11 protein-coding genes are annotated in these 15,204 nt (G+C 70.5%); 8 read left to right on the forward strand and 3 right to left on the reverse strand.

Features of this window, described 5'->3' with window-relative positions:
- Positions 1-17: 17 nt before the first annotated feature.
- Positions 18-902, forward strand: coding sequence for a hypothetical protein (locus KBX46_RS25060; protein WP_210794285.1), 885 nt, complete (start codon positions 18-20; stop codon positions 900-902).
- 73 nt (positions 903-975) lie between these two features.
- Here KBX46_RS25060 and KBX46_RS25065 read toward each other — a convergent pair whose 3' ends face one another.
- Positions 976-1,155: a DUF4236 domain-containing protein gene (locus tag KBX46_RS25065; protein WP_053653605.1), complete on the reverse strand. Its 180-nt coding sequence runs from the start codon at positions 1,153-1,155 to the stop codon at positions 976-978.
- A gap of 335 nt (positions 1,156-1,490) precedes the next feature.
- Here KBX46_RS25065 and KBX46_RS25070 point away from each other — a divergent pair, with 335 nt between their 5' ends.
- Positions 1,491-2,051 (forward strand): flavin reductase family protein, encoded by a 561-nt coding sequence (locus tag KBX46_RS25070; RefSeq protein WP_210794286.1) that lies wholly within the window; start codon positions 1,491-1,493, stop codon positions 2,049-2,051.
- Positions 2,052-2,541: 490 nt separating this feature from the next.
- Here KBX46_RS25070 and KBX46_RS25075 read toward each other — a convergent pair whose 3' ends face one another.
- Entirely contained in the window at positions 2,542-4,266 is a 1,725-nt protein-coding gene (locus KBX46_RS25075; RefSeq protein ID WP_210794287.1) for an exo-alpha-sialidase, read from the reverse strand.
- A gap of 358 nt (positions 4,267-4,624) precedes the next feature.
- On the opposite strand from KBX46_RS25075, the gene KBX46_RS25080 reads away from it, so the two are divergent.
- From KBX46_RS25080 to KBX46_RS25105, 6 genes are all read left to right on the forward strand, one after another.
- Positions 4,625-6,967: a beta-galactosidase gene (locus tag KBX46_RS25080; RefSeq protein ID WP_210794288.1), complete on the forward strand. Its 2,343-nt coding sequence runs from the start codon at positions 4,625-4,627 to the stop codon at positions 6,965-6,967.
- A gap of 106 nt (positions 6,968-7,073) precedes the next feature.
- Positions 7,074-7,853: a DeoR/GlpR family DNA-binding transcription regulator gene (locus tag KBX46_RS25085; protein ID WP_088946944.1), complete on the forward strand. Its 780-nt coding sequence runs from the start codon at positions 7,074-7,076 to the stop codon at positions 7,851-7,853.
- A 149-nt stretch (positions 7,854-8,002) separates the two neighbouring features.
- A complete protein-coding gene (locus KBX46_RS25090; RefSeq protein WP_247668116.1) occupies positions 8,003-10,780 on the forward strand; it encodes a discoidin domain-containing protein in 2,778 nt (925 codons plus the stop codon).
- A 388-nt stretch (positions 10,781-11,168) separates the two neighbouring features.
- Positions 11,169-12,188: a 1-phosphofructokinase family hexose kinase gene (locus KBX46_RS25095; protein ID WP_247668117.1), complete on the forward strand. Its 1,020-nt coding sequence runs from the start codon at positions 11,169-11,171 to the stop codon at positions 12,186-12,188.
- Positions 12,164-13,060, forward strand: a complete 897-nt coding sequence (locus KBX46_RS25100) for an SIS domain-containing protein (RefSeq protein ID WP_210794289.1) — start codon at positions 12,164-12,166, stop codon at positions 13,058-13,060. The genes KBX46_RS25095 and KBX46_RS25100 overlap by 25 nt, the downstream gene beginning before the upstream one ends.
- Before the next feature lie 9 nt (positions 13,061-13,069).
- On the forward strand, positions 13,070-13,912 hold the full coding sequence (locus tag KBX46_RS25105) for a class II fructose-bisphosphate aldolase (RefSeq protein WP_210794290.1): 843 nt from the start codon (positions 13,070-13,072) through the stop codon (positions 13,910-13,912).
- A gap of 18 nt (positions 13,913-13,930) precedes the next feature.
- Here the strand turns inward: KBX46_RS25105 and KBX46_RS25110 are convergent, their stop codons facing one another.
- Positions 13,931-15,127 carry an ROK family transcriptional regulator gene (locus tag KBX46_RS25110; protein ID WP_210794291.1) on the reverse strand — a complete coding sequence of 399 codons (1,197 nt, stop codon included), beginning with the start codon at positions 15,125-15,127 and terminating at the stop codon, positions 13,931-13,933.
- Positions 15,128-15,204 lie beyond the last annotated feature (77 nt).

The following is a 15,204-nucleotide window of genomic DNA, read 5'->3' on the forward strand; positions in this document are numbered from 1 at the left end:
TACGGTAGAACGGACCGATGCCGACCGACCGGACCACTGATTTCCTCCGCGAGCTGCTGGTCCGCCAGTTGACGACCTGGCTGCCCGCGGCCCTGCACCGTTCCCGGCGGGCCACCGTCGCACTCGCGGGCACGACCGCGGGCAGCGCGGAGGCCGCGCTGCGCCTGGTCGCCGCGCACGGCGACCAGGTGCGCGGCCGGCAGGTGACGGTGCTGGTGCTGGCCGACGGCGCCGCCGACCTGCCGGCCCGACTCGGCCCGATCGAGGCGGAGCTGCCCGCCGAGGTCACCGTGCACCTTCTGCCCGGTGACCCATACCGGCTTCCGGTCGCCGTGAAGGCCGCCGGGGCCGCTGGCGCCCCGCTGTTCTCCTTCGTGGACCTGCCCGGCGCCGTGACGCCGAAACTGCTCACCGCCGCGACCAACGGTCGCACCGGAGAGTTGCTGCTGCACACCGGCGACAGCGCCCGTGACGCGCTCGTCTCCGCCGGCTTCCCCCTGGTCGCCGAGGTGGCGCCGGTGCTGCCGGACGGCGACGGGGCCGGCGTGATCGCATTCGGCAGCCGCTCCGACCGGAGCCTGGAGGCGGTCCGCGACGCGCTCTGGGCGATCGGCGCGGATCTCGACGTGCGCTACCGCGACCCGGCCGACCCGATGGGCGCGACTGTCGACGTGACCGGCGATCCCGACCTCGAACCACTGATCCGCGAGCTGCTGGCCGAGCTGCGCGAGGGCGGGTCGCGGCCGGTCACCGAACTGCGCCGGCACACCCTCACCGCGACCGTCTACCGTGCCGCCGACGCCAACCGGGCGCTCGCCGACCTGCTCGACGCGGGTGAGGTGCGGCGCGACCGCGACGCTGGCCGGCTGGCCGGCGACGAGATCATCGCCCTGGCGCGCTGAGCATCCCGCACCCCCACAGACGCCGAGCGGGGTGCCGGTGAATCACCGGCACCCCGCTCGACTCCCGGGATGATTACGACCGGGACTTGTCCTGCTTCCAAGACAGCGGACCCGGCAGGTCGACCCGGTGCGCCTTGGCCTTCGAGTTCCAGGACCAGCGACCGATCTTGATGCTCCACGAGGAGAAGCCGTTCTCGGTGAAGTTCAGGATGATCGGACCGTACTTCTTGCGCTTGCGAAACATGAGGCCCATCGGAGGTCTCCCCTCGTCACCGTTCCCTGCCGTGTCGAGATCGAACATGCCCGAACCGACAACTTTTGAAACCCTCTCAATGTCCGTCCTGGACACTGCTCCGCCGCGTACCCGAATCTCTATCCAACAGATAGGTGTTGCGGCGCGGTAAACGCTGCTGAGGGCACTCCCGTAACATCGGCAGCGGCGGAAGTCTCATCTGCTGGAAGGCCGTTGACCGCTCGATCCCGTGCCCGGCAACATGAGGTCATGTCGCAGCGGGATGAGCTTCTCCTTACCGCTCGTGTGCACGTCGACCTGGTCCGGCACGCGAGGCGCGTCACCCTGGTGTCGGCGTGACCACGGTGGAGCGTCCGACGGCGGACGCCGCCGAGCTGCGGCCGGTGAGCCGGGACCTGTTCCGTGGCCTGCTGCGTCGGCAGGCCACCAGTGTCACAGTGGTCACCGCCGTTGCCCGCGCCACCGACCCCGCCTGCCTGGGTGGGATTGGCGCACCGGTCCGGGCGGGGTTCACCGCCACCTCGTTCACTTCGGTGTCGCTGGATCCACCTCTCGTCTCGTTCTGCCTCGGGACGGCGTCGTCGAGCTGGCCGGTGCTGGCCCGAGCCGAGCACGTCGCGGTGCACCTGCTGGCCGCCGGGCAACGGGAGGCCGCCGCCGTCTTCGCCACCAGCGGCATCGACAGGTTCGCCGCGTACCCGGACTGGACGCCGGGGCCGTTCGGGGTGCCGTTGCTGACCGGAGTGCTGGCTCGGCTGCTCTGCCGGGTGGTGCACCGGGTGCCGGCCGGCGACCACACGCTGGTGATCGCCGAGCCACTCGCGTTGGGCGACGGCGGGGACGGCGCACCGTTGGTGCACCACCAGGGCGGCTACACCACGGCGGTCGAGGTGTGAGCGCACCGACCACGTCGTACCGTACGTCTCCAGCAGCAACCGGGCCAGGACGGCCATCGCTCCGTTGACAGCGGTCCTCGCCGCCGACGTGGACTTCCACCAGCGGCTGCCCGAGCTGTATCCGCACCGTCCGCAGGCGCGGGACTGGCTGGCCGACCGGGCGGCGCGGGTCGAGCAGGCCCGGTTCAACGCCACCCTGCAGATCGGCTATTTGATCGTCGGTGTCCGCGCGGCGGGTCTCGCCGCCGGCCCGATGGCGGGCTTCGACGCCGCAGGCGTGCGGCGGGAGTTCTTCCCCGACGGTCGCCACGAGGTGCTGCTCCTGCTCAATCTCGGGCACCGGCCCCGGGGCCTCGCACGAGCGTCTGCCCCGGCTGGACACCGGGGAGGTGATTCGCACCGTCGACGATGCCGGCTGAGCGGTGGCCGGGGAAAAGAGCCGTCCCCGGTGTCGGCGGGGTGCCGGCACCGGGGACGGGAGTTTCGCGGATCAGGCGCCCTTGACCCAGTCCAGTGTGAAGCGGGCGAAGAAGATGCCTCCGGTGTTGCCCACCTCGTACAGGTTGCCGATCGTGCCGTCGTTCAGCACGGCCATCGTGGAGTAGCCCGCACCGCCGGGCTTGACCAGTGCCCGCGCCGGCCAGCTCGCACCGTCGTCGGTGGACAGCCGGACGGTGAGGTCGTTGCGCGCGGCCGGGGCCGCGTTGTTGCTGAACAGCGCGGTACGGGTCCGCACCGGCGCGCCGTTCGTGCCCAGCTCCGACGGGCGCAGGTAGGAGATCTCGTCGGCGTTGCAGAGCGGATCGGTCAGCAGGGCGCTGGCCGTGGCCGGTCCGAACGTCGCGCCGCCGTCGGTGGAGGTGGAGTAGAACCGGCTACGGGTGCTGTTGTGCCGCATGTTCTGCACGATCGCCCCGGTGCCACGCTCGATCGCCTTGCTCTCGTTGATGTTGCCGCCGGCGGGTCCACCGCGCTGCCACGTCGCGCCGTTGTCGTCGCTGTAGATGTTGCCGGTCTGGGTGAGACCCGCACCGTCCCGGTAGACGAACGGCTGGATCAGGCGCCCGGTGCTGCTCTGGATGCCGTGACCGGAGGAGAAGAACGCCTGCTGCCACGTCGGCACCTTGATGGTCGGGTTCAGCTCGACCGGGGCACTCCAGGTGGCACCGCTGTCCCTGCTGGTGATGTATTGCAGGTGCAGGCTGTTCGGGTCGTTCGCGGTGTTGAGACCGGATGAGCCGGACCAGAAGCTGATGCCCGGCTTGGGGGAGTAGGTGTAGAAGCAGTAGACGACGCCGGTCTTGCGGTCCACCAGCAGGCTGGGGTCGCCCGCTCCCTCGCTCGTGGTGGCGGGGGCGTGGATGATGCGCGGCTGGTCGAAGGTGCGACCGCCGTCGGTGCTGCGGGTCATGGCGATCTGGATGTTGTTGGTGCCGCCACCCAGGTCGTACGAGCCGTTGATCCGGGCGTCCGCGACGGCGATGACGGTGCCGTTGTTGGTGACGGCCATGCCCGGGATGCGGACCGAGGCGGAGGTGCCGTCGTAGCGGCCGTTGGGCCCGTTGAGGTTGCGGATGACGGACTGCGTGCTGATGACCGTCGTGGCGTTCATCTGCGGGGTGCCGGCGGCCAGGCCGCACCCGGCGGTTCCCCGCAGGGTGCTGTCGAAACCGGGGGCGGTGACCCGCAGGGTGTACGCGGTGCCGGCGCCGACCGTCCAGTAGTGCAGGTAGTTGCCGCCGGCGGCGATGGTGCGCGTCCACGGGGATCCGGTGCGCCCGGGCCAGGCGACTGTGAAGTCTCGGGCGGTGGTGGTGCGGTTCTCCACCGCGAGCTGGAGCCGACCGGCCGTGCAGTCGTAGCTGGCGACCGCGGACATGCCGGTGCCGCAGTGGAAGATGCCGGCGGAGGTGTCGTCCAGTCCGGTCGGCGTGGTCGTGCGCAGCGTGTACGCCGTGCCCGCCGGCAGTGTCCAGTACAGCTCGTTACTGCTGCTGCCAGCGGCGACCGTGCGGGTCCAGGGGGAGTTGGTGCGGCCCGGCCAGGTGACGGTGAAGGTCTGCGAGGTGGTGCTGCCGTTGGTGAGCCGCAGGTTGAGCCGGCCGGTCGTGCAGTCGGCGCTGGCCGTCGCGCTCACACCGGCGGGGGCGGCGTGAGCTGGCGTGGCGGGCAGGATCGCGGCCACGCCGAGGACGGCGACCACGACCGCCGTCACTCGGCGCGTCAGTACTCGGACAGGAGACACGGGGGATGTCCTTCCGGGGACGGGGGTGAGGAACGGAGAAGTTAGCCATAAGACGTCGGATATCTGACGTCCAAGACGCTAAGGGGCGCCGGGCGGGTCGTCAATAGATCGACGCTCGGGTACCCGTGGCGGCTGCCAGATGCGGGCGTGCGGGCTCCATTGCGGACGCAGATGATCGAAGGTGCAAAGCGAGCTTAGATATTTACATCTTGTTGCATCGTCTGGCAGGCTCGCTCTACATCGATCATTGTCGACACGCTGGCGATCCGGCCCGTCCGGCCCTCGGCCGCCACCGGCGTGCCGACGATGCCTGTCCGAAGGAGACACCATGCAACGGCGCCAACTCCTCACCCTGGGTGTGCTCAGTCCGTTCGCGGCGATGCTGGCGTCGGGCGGCCCGGCCGGTGCTGCGGCCGCGGCACAGGTCTTCGGGTTCTCCGCCGATGGCAGCAACTTCCTGCTCAACGGTCAGCCGTTCCAGATCCGCAGCGGGGAGATGCACCCGTCCCGCATCCCGGTGCAGTACTGGCGTCACCGGATCCAGATGGCCAAGGCGATGGGCATGAACACGATCGCCATCTACGTGATGTGGAACCACATCGAGGAACGGCCGGGCGTCTTCGACTTCACCACCGACCGGCGGGACATCGCCGGCTTCATCCGGCTGTGTCAGGCCGAGGGCATGTACGTGCTGCTGCGTCCCGGCCCCTACGTCTGCGCCGAGTGGGACCTCGGTGGCGTGCCGCCGTACCTGCTGCGCAACCCGAACATCAGGTTGCGGGTCCGCACCGCCTCCGACCCCAACTACATGGCGGCCGTCACGCGCTACGTCAACGCGCTCGCCGCGCAGGTCAGGCCGCTCATGGTGGCCAACGGTGGGCCGATCCTGATGGTCCAGATCGAGAACGAGTACGGGTCGTACGGCAGCGATGCCGTCTATCTCGAGGAACTGCGGCAACTGTGGCTGGCCGCCGGGATCACCGGGCCGTTCTACACCGAGGACGGGCTCGGCCAGGTGCAGGGCAACCGAACGGTCGTGACCGGCGGTGCGATCGCACTCAGTGGTGGTGACGCGGCGGCCATCGCCGCGGCCCGGCAGTCCTTCCCGACCGTCCCGGCCATGTCTGGCGAGCTCTACACGGGCTGGTTGACGCACTGGAGCGACGGTGGCTTTGCCGGGTCGAACACCGACATCTCCACCCAGCTGCGGGGCCTGATGGCCGGCAGGCTGTCATTCAACCTCTACATGATCCACGGCGGGACGAACTTCGGGTACTCCGCGGGTGCGAACGCCGCCGACAACGGGACCGGCTACCAGGCGGACATCACCAGCTACGACTACGGCGCGCCGATCAACGAGCAGGGCGGCCCGTCGCGGCTGTACCCCACCTACCGCGAGATCATCGGCACGGCCCTCGGGGTGACGCTGCCGGCTGTGCCCGCGCCGAACCCCACCATCGTGCGTACCGGCGCTCAGGCGGTGGTGCCGACGCCGTACGCCTCGCTGTGGGACAACCTGCCGGCCGCGCTGTCGACGCAGACGAACCCCCAACCGATGGAGATGTACGGCCAGAACTCCGGCTTCATGTTGTACCGCCGGGTCCTGCCCGGCTACACCCGGGCGACGCTGGACATCAGGTCGGTGCGCGACTACGCGACGGTGTTCCTCGACGGCGTCTTCCAGGGCGGTCTGTCCCGGAGCAACCTCCCGGCGGCCTACACGACCCCGCTCGGGGTGATCGTGCAGGACGCGCCGCTGGCGTTGAAGACCTCGGCCAGTGGCAGTCCCACGCTCGACATCCTGGTGGAGGGAATGGGCCGCAACAACTTCGGCCAGGCCCTGGTCGACCGCAAGGGCATCACGGAACGGGTGTCGCTCGTCGACGCGGGCACCCTGACCGGCACGTTGACCAACTGGCAGACCCACCTGCTGCCCGTCGACGAGGCGTACGTGGCCGGCCTCCGTCCGGTGATCACCAACAGCTCGCGGCCCGGCATCTTCTTCAAGGCCACGGTGAATCTCACCCAGACCGGCGACACGTACCTCGACATGTCCCGGTGGACCAAGGGCGTGGTCTGGGTCAATGGTCGTAACCTCGGCCGCTACTGGAAGGTGGGGCCACAGCAGCGGCTCTACTGTCCGGCGCCGTGGCTGCGGGTGGGGGCCAACGAGATCGTCGTCTTCGACCTGCACCAGGTGCAGGCGCAGCCGATCTCCTTCGAGGCCACATTGAGCGGCCAGTCGGGCGCCGTCCGCCACACGGTGGTCAACCGGGCCAGCGGCAAGGCCCTCGACGTGCCGGACCTGTCCCGGGTCACCGGCGTGCAGTTGATCCAGTGGACCCCCAACGGCGGGACCAACCAGGCGTGGTTGATGGCTGGCGCGGTGGGTGGCGTCACCACGATGACCAGCGTCAACTCCGGGCTGCTGGCGGACGTCGAGGCCGGCTCCACGGCTGAGGGGGCGCGGGTCATCCAGTGGAGCGCGACCGGCGGCGGCAACCAGCAGTGGCGGGTCGTCACCGCCACCGGCGACTTCGTGAAACTCGTCAACGTGCAGACCGGCAAGGTCCTCGCCGTGGCCGGCGGGGCGACCACCAACGGTGCCGCCATCGTGCAGCAGAGCGACACCGGCAGCGCCTCCCAGCACTGGCGGCTCGCCGACGCGTGATGTCCACCCCGTGCTCCCAGGCCCGCTCCGCCGTGGTGCGGTACGGAACTTTGCATCAGGGATGCAAGGATGGGCGCATGGGCGGGCCGAGCGACCGGAGTGAGACGTGAACCAGCGCGAGCGGTGGCACCGGCTCCTGGAGATGGTCGCGGTCGAGGGTCAGCTCGACATCGAGTCCACCGCCCGCGAGCTGGGCGTGAGCACGGCGACCGTCCGACGTGACTTCGACGAGCTCGCCACGCAGCAGTTGGTGACGCGTACCCGCGGCGGCGTGGTCGTCACGAACGTGTCCTACGACCTGCCGCTGCGCTACAAGGCGGTCCGGCAGGCATCGGAGAAGCAGCGCATCGCCGCTGCAGCCGTCGCACTGATTCCGCCGGGGAGCACGGTGGGGCTCAACGGGGGCACCACGACGACCGAGGTGGGCCGGGCTCTCGCGCTGCGCACCGACCCGAACGGGCAGACGACGGCGAACACGGTGGTGACCAACGCGCTGAACATCGCCCACGAACTCATCGTGCGGCCGCACATCCGGGTGGTGCTCACCGGTGGGACGGCCCGCCCGCAGTCGTACGAGCTGGTCGGCCGTATCGCTGAGACGATGCTCGCGTCCGTGGCGCTGGACGTGGTCGTGCTCGGGGTGGACGCGATCGACCACCAGCACGGCGCCAGCGCGCACAACGACGGCGAGGCGGCGGTCAACCACGTCATGGTGACCAGCGCCGCGCGAACGATCGTGGTGGCGGACGCCTCGAAGCTGGGCCGCCGGAGCTTCAACCGGATCTGTCCGTTGGGCAACATCGACACCCTGATCACCGACAGGGCGGCGGATCCGGAGCAGGTGAGCCTCGTCGAGCAGGCCGGGGTGAAGGTGGTGCGGGTCTGACGAGCGTCTCTCGACGGCAAAGATGGAACTTGATGCGAAATCGTCGCTGATTTCTTGCATCTTGAGTCAAGTGGGTGCAGCATCCCTGCTTATCGGCCCCCGTGAATGTCCGGAGCCGCGTCGACCCCTCACCACACCGGGAGAAATCGATGATCTGGTCATCGCTGCCCGCGTTCCGTCGCCCCCGCACCGCCGTCCGGGCCGCCGTGGTGGCCCTCATCCTGCTCGCCGCGATGCTGCAAGCCGTACCCGCTCATGCCGGCACACCGGGAAGCGCCACCGGCCTCACGCGGGCCGGGAACACGTACACCATCGCCACCAACACGGCCGCCCGTATCCGGGTGACGCTGACACGCGCGGACATCTTCCGCGTCTGGGCGGCACCCAACGGCACATTCACCGAACCGGCGGCGAACGAGATCACCGTACGGACCGACTTCGGCGGGGTCGCCAGCACGGTGACCGACGACGGCACCGCCTTCCGCATCACCACCGCGGCGGTGGTCATCCGGATCAACAAGAACCCCCTGACCATGCAGGTTCTACGCCCGGACGGGCGGCCGGTCTGGCGGGAGGCACAACCGCTGGACTGGTCCGCCGGCCGGACCACGCAGCGGCTGGTACGCGACGCGGACGAGCAGTTCTACGGCACCGGCCTTCGGCTGGGCGAGTGGGCGCTCCGCGACAAGACGGTGCCCATCGCCGTGGACAACCAGTGGCGGGAGAACACGAACGCCAGCCCGGCGCCCTTCTACCTGTCCACCAACGGCTACGGCGTCCTGCGCAACACCTGGGCAGCCGGCTCCTACGGCTTCACCGCACCGGTGACCACCACCCACAACGAGGAACGCTTCGACGCGTACTACTTCGTGGGTGATTCGCTCAAGGCGGTGCTCGGCGCGTACACCGACGTGACCGGCAAGCCGTTCCTGAGCCCGATGTGGGGCCTCGAACTCGGCAACGCCGACTGCTTCAACGCGTCCAACCCCACCTACCAGGGCGACCACAACCGGGCCGGGCATCAGCGGACTCCCGACGTGCTGGCGTACGCGCGGGAAGCCCGGGCCAAGAACATGCCGTCCGGGTGGTTCCTGCCCAACGACGGGTACGGCTGCGGCTACACCGACCTGCCGTCGACAGTGGCGGGCGCCAAGGCACTCGGCTTCCAGACCGGTCTGTGGACATCCGCCGGGCTCGGGTCCATCGACTCGGAGGTCGGCACCGCCGGCTCGCGCGGCGTGAAGACCGACGTCGCCTGGGTGGGCGGCGGGTACCGCGACGCGTTCCGTGGTGTGCAACAGGCTGTGGACGGCATCGAGCGGAACTCCGACGCGCGTCGCTACGTGTGGACCGTCGACGGCTGGGCCGGTAGCCAGCGCAACGCCGTTGTCTGGACCGGTGACACGTACGGCCGGTGGGACGACATGCGGTGGACCGTGCCGGCCGTAGCCGGCGCGGGACTGTCCGGCTTCAACTACGCCACCGGCGACGTCGACGGAATCTTCGGTGGCAGCCCGAACACCTACGTGCGGGACCTGCAGTGGAAGTCGTTCACGCCGGCCTTCATGACGATGTCCGGCTGGGGCGCGACCAACCCGGCGCCCGGCTACCAGGACAAGCAGCCCTGGCGCTATGCCGAGCCGTACCTGTCGATCAACCGCAGGTACCTCCAGCTCAAGATGCGGCTGATGCCGTACCACTACACGATGAGCCGCGTGGCCAGCGTGACCGGCGTGCCGGCGACCAGGGCCCTGGTGCTGGAGTATCCCAACGACCCGGTCGCCCGCGGCAACGCCACCGCCGGGGAGTTCATGGCGGGCGATGCCTTCCTCGTGGCGCCGGTGGTCTCCGACACCGAGTTGCGCGACGGCATCTACCTGCCGGCCGGCACCTGGACCGACTACTGGACCGGGCGGGTGTACCAGGGGCCACTCACGTTGAACGGGTACGCCGCACCGCTCGACCGGCTGCCTCTGTTCGTCAAGGGCGGTTCCATCGTGCCGATGTGGCCGCAGATGAATTACACCGGCGAGAAACCGGTCTCCACACTCACCTACGACCTGTATCCGCGTGGCGCGTCGAGCTTCACGCTCTACGAGGACGACGGCATCACCCGCGCCTACCGGAACGGGGCCTATGCCACCCAGCTGGTCCAGATGACTGCGCCGACGTCCGGCACCGGAACGGTCACCGTGGACGTGGGCGCCTCCACCGGCACGTACGCCGGTAAGCCGTCGTCGCGGTCCTACGAGTTCAGCGTGCACCTGGCGGGTGCTCCGCAGGCGGTCACGGTCGCCGGCCGGACGCTGCCGCCGCTGAGCACGCGCGCCGCCTACGACTCGGCCAGCAGCGGATGGTTCTACGCGGACGGAGTTCTGTGGATCAAGGCCGGTGCGCGGAACACCGCGTTCCAGACCCGGATCGACGGCGCCGTGCTGCCGGTCGCCGGCACCAGTACGACGCCGCCGCCGATCCCGAGGGACGGCTGGCGCCTCGTGTACGCCGACAGCGAGGAGACCAGCGCGGAGAACGGCGCTGCCACCAACGCGTTCGACGGTAACCCGGCCACCTTCTGGCACACCGCCTGGTCGTCGACGGCCGCACCCCTGCCGCACGAGATCCAGATCGATCTGGGTGCCACGTACCGGATGGATGGGCTGCGGTACCTGCCACGGCAGGACGGGGGAGTGAACGGCCGGATCGGCCGCTACGAGGTGTACGTCTCGGACAGCCCGAGCAACTGGGGCACCCCGGTGGCGTCGGGGGCGTTCGCCGACACGTCGACGCAGAAGGTGGTGCCGTTCGGCGCTTTCCGCAGCGGCCGGTACGTGCGGCTGCGGGCACTGAGCGAGGCTGGCGCCCGGGGTCCCTGGACGACGATGGCCGACCTGGCGATCACCGGAACCCCGGTGACGTCGGGGAGCTGATCCCCGCGTGGCCCGTCGGACAGGGTTGCCGCCCTGTCCGATCGGCCATCACCACATCCCGGGACCGGGATCGGTCCCGGTGCTGACTAGGACAAGGACCACCGCTGGTGGGTCGCGCCGGTGGCGGTCTCAGCAGGCAGCACGTGCAACTTTCTGCAAGATCGGTGTCGTACGCGCGGCAGCTCACCGACCGACTCCGACACCTCACTGATCCTCGTGCCGGTGGGGTAGCCCAACGGCCTCCACCAATTCGAAGCGGGTTGGGAGACCTTGACGGCAGTCGGGTCAGATCCTAGGGTCTGCAACATCCTGATTGATACAGGCGCTCGGATGTCACGAAAGATCATGCGTGCTCGTGTAGCCGGCATCTGCCGGAGGAGGCGGCCAGATGACGATCGAAGACCCGCCCCGGGCCCGCGGTCGGGGTGACCTGATCATCTCGGTGGCGCTCAATCCGGCCCTGGACATCACCTACACCGTTCCCCAACTGGTCCCGGACACGTCGCACCGGGTCACCGGCGTGGTCGCCCGTGCCGGGGGCAAGGGTCTGAACGTCGCCCGGGTGCTGCGTCAACTGGGCGCCGAGACAGTGGTCCTGGGTCTGCTCGGCGGTGCCTCCGGCGAGCACATCGAAGCGGAACTGGCGGCGGCCGGCGTGCCGGCGCAGTTCACCCGCCTCGGTGCGGAGACCCGTCGGACGGTGACCGTCCTCGCGCAGGGCACGGCGACCGTCCTCAACGAACCTGGCCCGCACGTCACCGAGGCGCAGTGGGCGGCGTTCCGGGACGCGTTCGCCGAGCGGGTGCGGGCCGCGCGGGTGGTGGTGCTGTCCGGCAGCCGGCCGCCGGGCGTACCCGAGACCGCGTACGCCGATCTCGTCACCATCGCGCGAGCCGCCGGGGCCGAGACCATCGTGGACGCCGACGGCGCCGCGTTGCGGCATGCCCTGGCCGCTGGACCGACGTTGGCGAAACCGAACGCCCACGAGGCCGCCGACCTGCTCGGACGCTCGGTACGCACCCGCGAGGACGCCGTCACGGTGGCGCACCGGCTCGTCCGAAGCGGTGCCACCGCCGGCGTGGTGTCCCGCGGCTCGGACGGATTCGTGGCGGTCACCGGCGGGGCCGCCTACAGCGTCCGTGCGCCCGAACGGGTGTCCGGCAACCCGACCGGCGCCGGCGATGCCCTCGCGGCCGTGCTCGCGTACGGGCTCCTCACCCGCGCGCCCTGGCGGGACGTCCTCGCCCAGGGCGCGGCCGTCTCGGCGGCCGCCGTCGCCTGCCCGTGGGCGGGCGAGTACGACGACGACGTGGCTTCCCGGCTGCTGCCCGGAACCACTGTGGAAAAGCTGGAAGAACACCGCACCGACAGAGAGCAGGAACCGTGTCGCACGTCGCCTCCGAGATAGCCTCCCAACCCGAGACGTGGCGTCGCGCCGCAGACCTGGTCGCCCAGCCGGGCGTGGCGCGGGCCCTGCCCCAGCGCGGTGAGCGCGTCGCCGTCGTCGGCTGCGGCACGTCGTACTTCATGGCGCAGAGTTTCGCGACGCTGCGCGAGTCGGCGGGCCAGGGAGAGACCGACGCCTTCGCCGCCTCGGAGTTTCCCTCCGGGCGGCGGTACGACCGCGTCGTCGCCATCACCCGCTCCGGCACCACCACCGAGGTGATCCGGCTCCTTGAGCAGCTGCCGCGCGGCAGCCGCTCGACCGTGATCACGACCGATGCCGACCGGCCGGTGAGCCGGCTCGTGAGTGACTGCGTCGTCCTCGACTTCGCCGACGAACAGTCAGTGGTGCAGACCCGCTTCGCCACGACCGCGCTCGCCGCTTGGCGCGCCGGCCTCGGAGAGGACCTGACCGAGCCGATCGAACAGGCGCGCGCCCAGCTGAACACGCCGGTCGACCCGGACGTCGTCGGTCGGAGCCAGTTCACCTTCCTCGGCACCGGCTGGACCGTGGGGTTGGCGCACGAGGCGGCCCTCAAGCTGCGGGAGGCCGCACAGATGTGGGCCGAGTCGTACCCGGCGATGGAGTTCCGGCACGGCCCGATCAGCGTGGTGGACCACCGGTCCGTGGTCTGGATCTTCGGGCCGGTGGTCCCCGGCCTCCGCGACGATCTGGCCGCCACGGGCGCGATCGTCGTGCACGAGGACGTCGACGCCATGGCGCACCTCACCACCGCGCAGCGGCTCGCGGTCGAGCTCGCGAACCGTCGCGGCCTGCACCCGGACCAGCCCCGGCTGCTCACCCGGTCCGTCGTCCTGACCGCGCCGGTTGCCTGAGGACCACTGATGACCCTCGTGCCCACCGCCGACCTGGTGGCGGCGGCCCGAGCCGCCGGCACCGGCGTGCTCGCCTTCAACGTGATCACGATCGAGTACGCCCAGGCGATCGCCGCCGCGGCGGAGCGTGCCGGCCGGCCGGCGATCCTGCAGATCAGCCAGAACGCTGCGCGCTACCACTCGGGCCTGTCGGCCATCGCCGCGGCGACGGCCGAGGTCGCCTGGAGGTCCAGCGCGACCCTGTCGCTGCACCTGGACCACGTCGACGACATCGGTCTGCTGGAGCAGGCTCCCGACTCGGGCTTCAGCTCCGTGATGGTCGACGCGTCCGCGCTGGCGTACGCCGCCAACGTGGCGACCACCCGCAAGGCGACCGAGTGGGCGCACGACCACCGACTGTGGGTGGAGGCCGAACTCGGCTACGTCGGCGGTAAGCCGAACGCTCCGGCGAGCGCCCACACCGCCGGCGTCCGCACCGACCCGTCCGAGGCCGCCCGGTACGTGGCCGAGACCGGCGTCGACGCTCTCGCCGTCGCGGTGGGCAGCTCGCACGCGATGGCCGACCGCACCGCCTCGTTGGATCTCGACCTCGTGGCCGCCATCCGCGAAGCCGTACCCGTGCCCCTGGTCCTGCACGGTTCCTCCGGGGTGCCGCTGGACCAGATCCGCGCCGCGGTCGGTCATGGCATGGTAAAGATCAACGTCGGTACGGCCCTCAACGTGGCGTTCACCGACGCGGTCCGTGAGGCCCTGCCGCAGTCCCGGGACCCGCGCCGTTACCTCGCAGCGGGACGGGACGCGGTGACCGGGGTTGTCGAACGACTGCTCACGCTCCTGCCCGCGACGCCGTAGCCAGCCGCCGCGCTGGTCCTATGCCGTGGGGAGGGCCGGCAGGGGCTCGGACATGTTGAGCCGCAGGGCGGCAGCGACGGCGCCCAGGGCGCCGCCCTCGTCGCCGAACTGGGCCGTCACGACGTCCAGGCGGCGGGTGTGTCCGGGGATCGCCAGCTGACCGATGGTCGTCCGGACCGGTTCGAGCACCGCTTCGCCGGCATGGGCGAGGGTGCCACCGATGGCCACCTTGCCCGGGTCCAACTGCACCACCATTCCCGACAGGACTCGGCCGAGCAGCGTCGCGGCGTGCCGCACCACGTCGGAGACGATCGGCTCGCCGGCGATTGCCCGCGCGACCAGATCGGCCGGGTCCGCGACTGTGACACCGCGCCGGGCGCACTGCTCGATCAGCGCCGACGGGCGGATCAGCAGCTCAAGGCAGCCGCGGCCACCGCACGGACAGGGGTCGCCGTCGGGCTCGACGCTGACGTGACCGATCTCGCCGGCCGCGCCGTGCGCGCCTCGGGCGAGCCGGCCGTCGACGATGAGCCCGCCGCCCACGCCGTCACTCCACCGGACGTAGATGGCGTCCCGCACGTCACGGGTCGCCCCCCAGGTGCCTTCGGCCAGCGCGGCCAGTCGGGAGTTGTTGTCGGTGACGACGGCTACGCCGTACCGGTCCTGAATTCGGGTGCTGACCTGCTTCGCGGCCACCGAGGGGCTGCTGCCGCTGTCGCCGGCCGAACGGCTCCGACCCGCCACCAGGCCGGGCAGGCCGAGGCCGATCGCCTCCAGGGCCCGCAGGTCGATGTCGTGCTGCTGCACGAGGTCGTCGATCAGCTTGATCGCGGCGTTGGCTCGTCGGGCCGGCCCCGCCGTCAGCGTGATGGGGCGGCTCCCCCGGGCCAGGATGTCGTGGCCCAGGGTGGCGACGATGACGGTGATCGTCGCCCGGCCGAGGTCGATGCCGACGATCCGGCCGGCGGACGGGTTGAGGCTGACGGTCGTGGACGGCCGTCCCCGGCCCCGGTGCCCGGACAGCGCGGGCTCGCGCTCGACGACCACACCGCGGGCGATGAGGTCGCCGATGATGTCGAACAGCGTGGTACGCGAGAGCCCGGTCAGCCGGATGAGCTCGGCCCGGCTGAGCGGGCCGGCGCTGCGGAGCTGAGCCAGCAGGACCTCGGTGTGTGCCAGCCGCACACGCTGCATGGCATCCGGGCGTTCGATCATCGGACCATCATGACCGATGCCTCATTTCGAATGTCGTTGCGGCAGCGTACGGGCGCGGTGGCCGGCGCCGTCACCAG

This window comes from Micromonospora sp. C81 (assembly GCF_018070425.1).
Lineage (GTDB): Bacteria > Actinomycetota > Actinomycetes > Mycobacteriales > Micromonosporaceae > Micromonospora > Micromonospora zamorensis.

Bases quoted from the DNA above. Each gene is read 5' to 3' on its own strand.
- KBX46_RS25065 (WP_053653605.1), bottom strand. From the start codon at position 1,155: ATGGGCCTCATGTTTCGCAAGCGCAAGAAGTACGGTCCGATCATCCTG.
- KBX46_RS25105 (WP_210794290.1), top strand. From the start codon at position 13,070: ATGACCCTCGTGCCCACCGCCGACCTGGTGGCGGCGGCCCGAGCCGCC.
- KBX46_RS25090 (WP_247668116.1), top strand. From the start codon at position 8,003: ATGATCTGGTCATCGCTGCCCGCGTTCCGTCGCCCCCGCACCGCCGTC.
- KBX46_RS25110 (WP_210794291.1), bottom strand. From the start codon at position 15,127: ATGATCGAACGCCCGGATGCCATGCAGCGTGTGCGGCTGGCACACACC.
- KBX46_RS25080 (WP_210794288.1), top strand. From the start codon at position 4,625: ATGCAACGGCGCCAACTCCTCACCCTGGGTGTGCTCAGTCCGTTCGCG.
- KBX46_RS25095 (WP_247668117.1), top strand. From the start codon at position 11,169: ATGACGATCGAAGACCCGCCCCGGGCCCGCGGTCGGGGTGACCTGATC.
- KBX46_RS25060 (WP_210794285.1), top strand. From the start codon at position 18: ATGCCGACCGACCGGACCACTGATTTCCTCCGCGAGCTGCTGGTCCGC.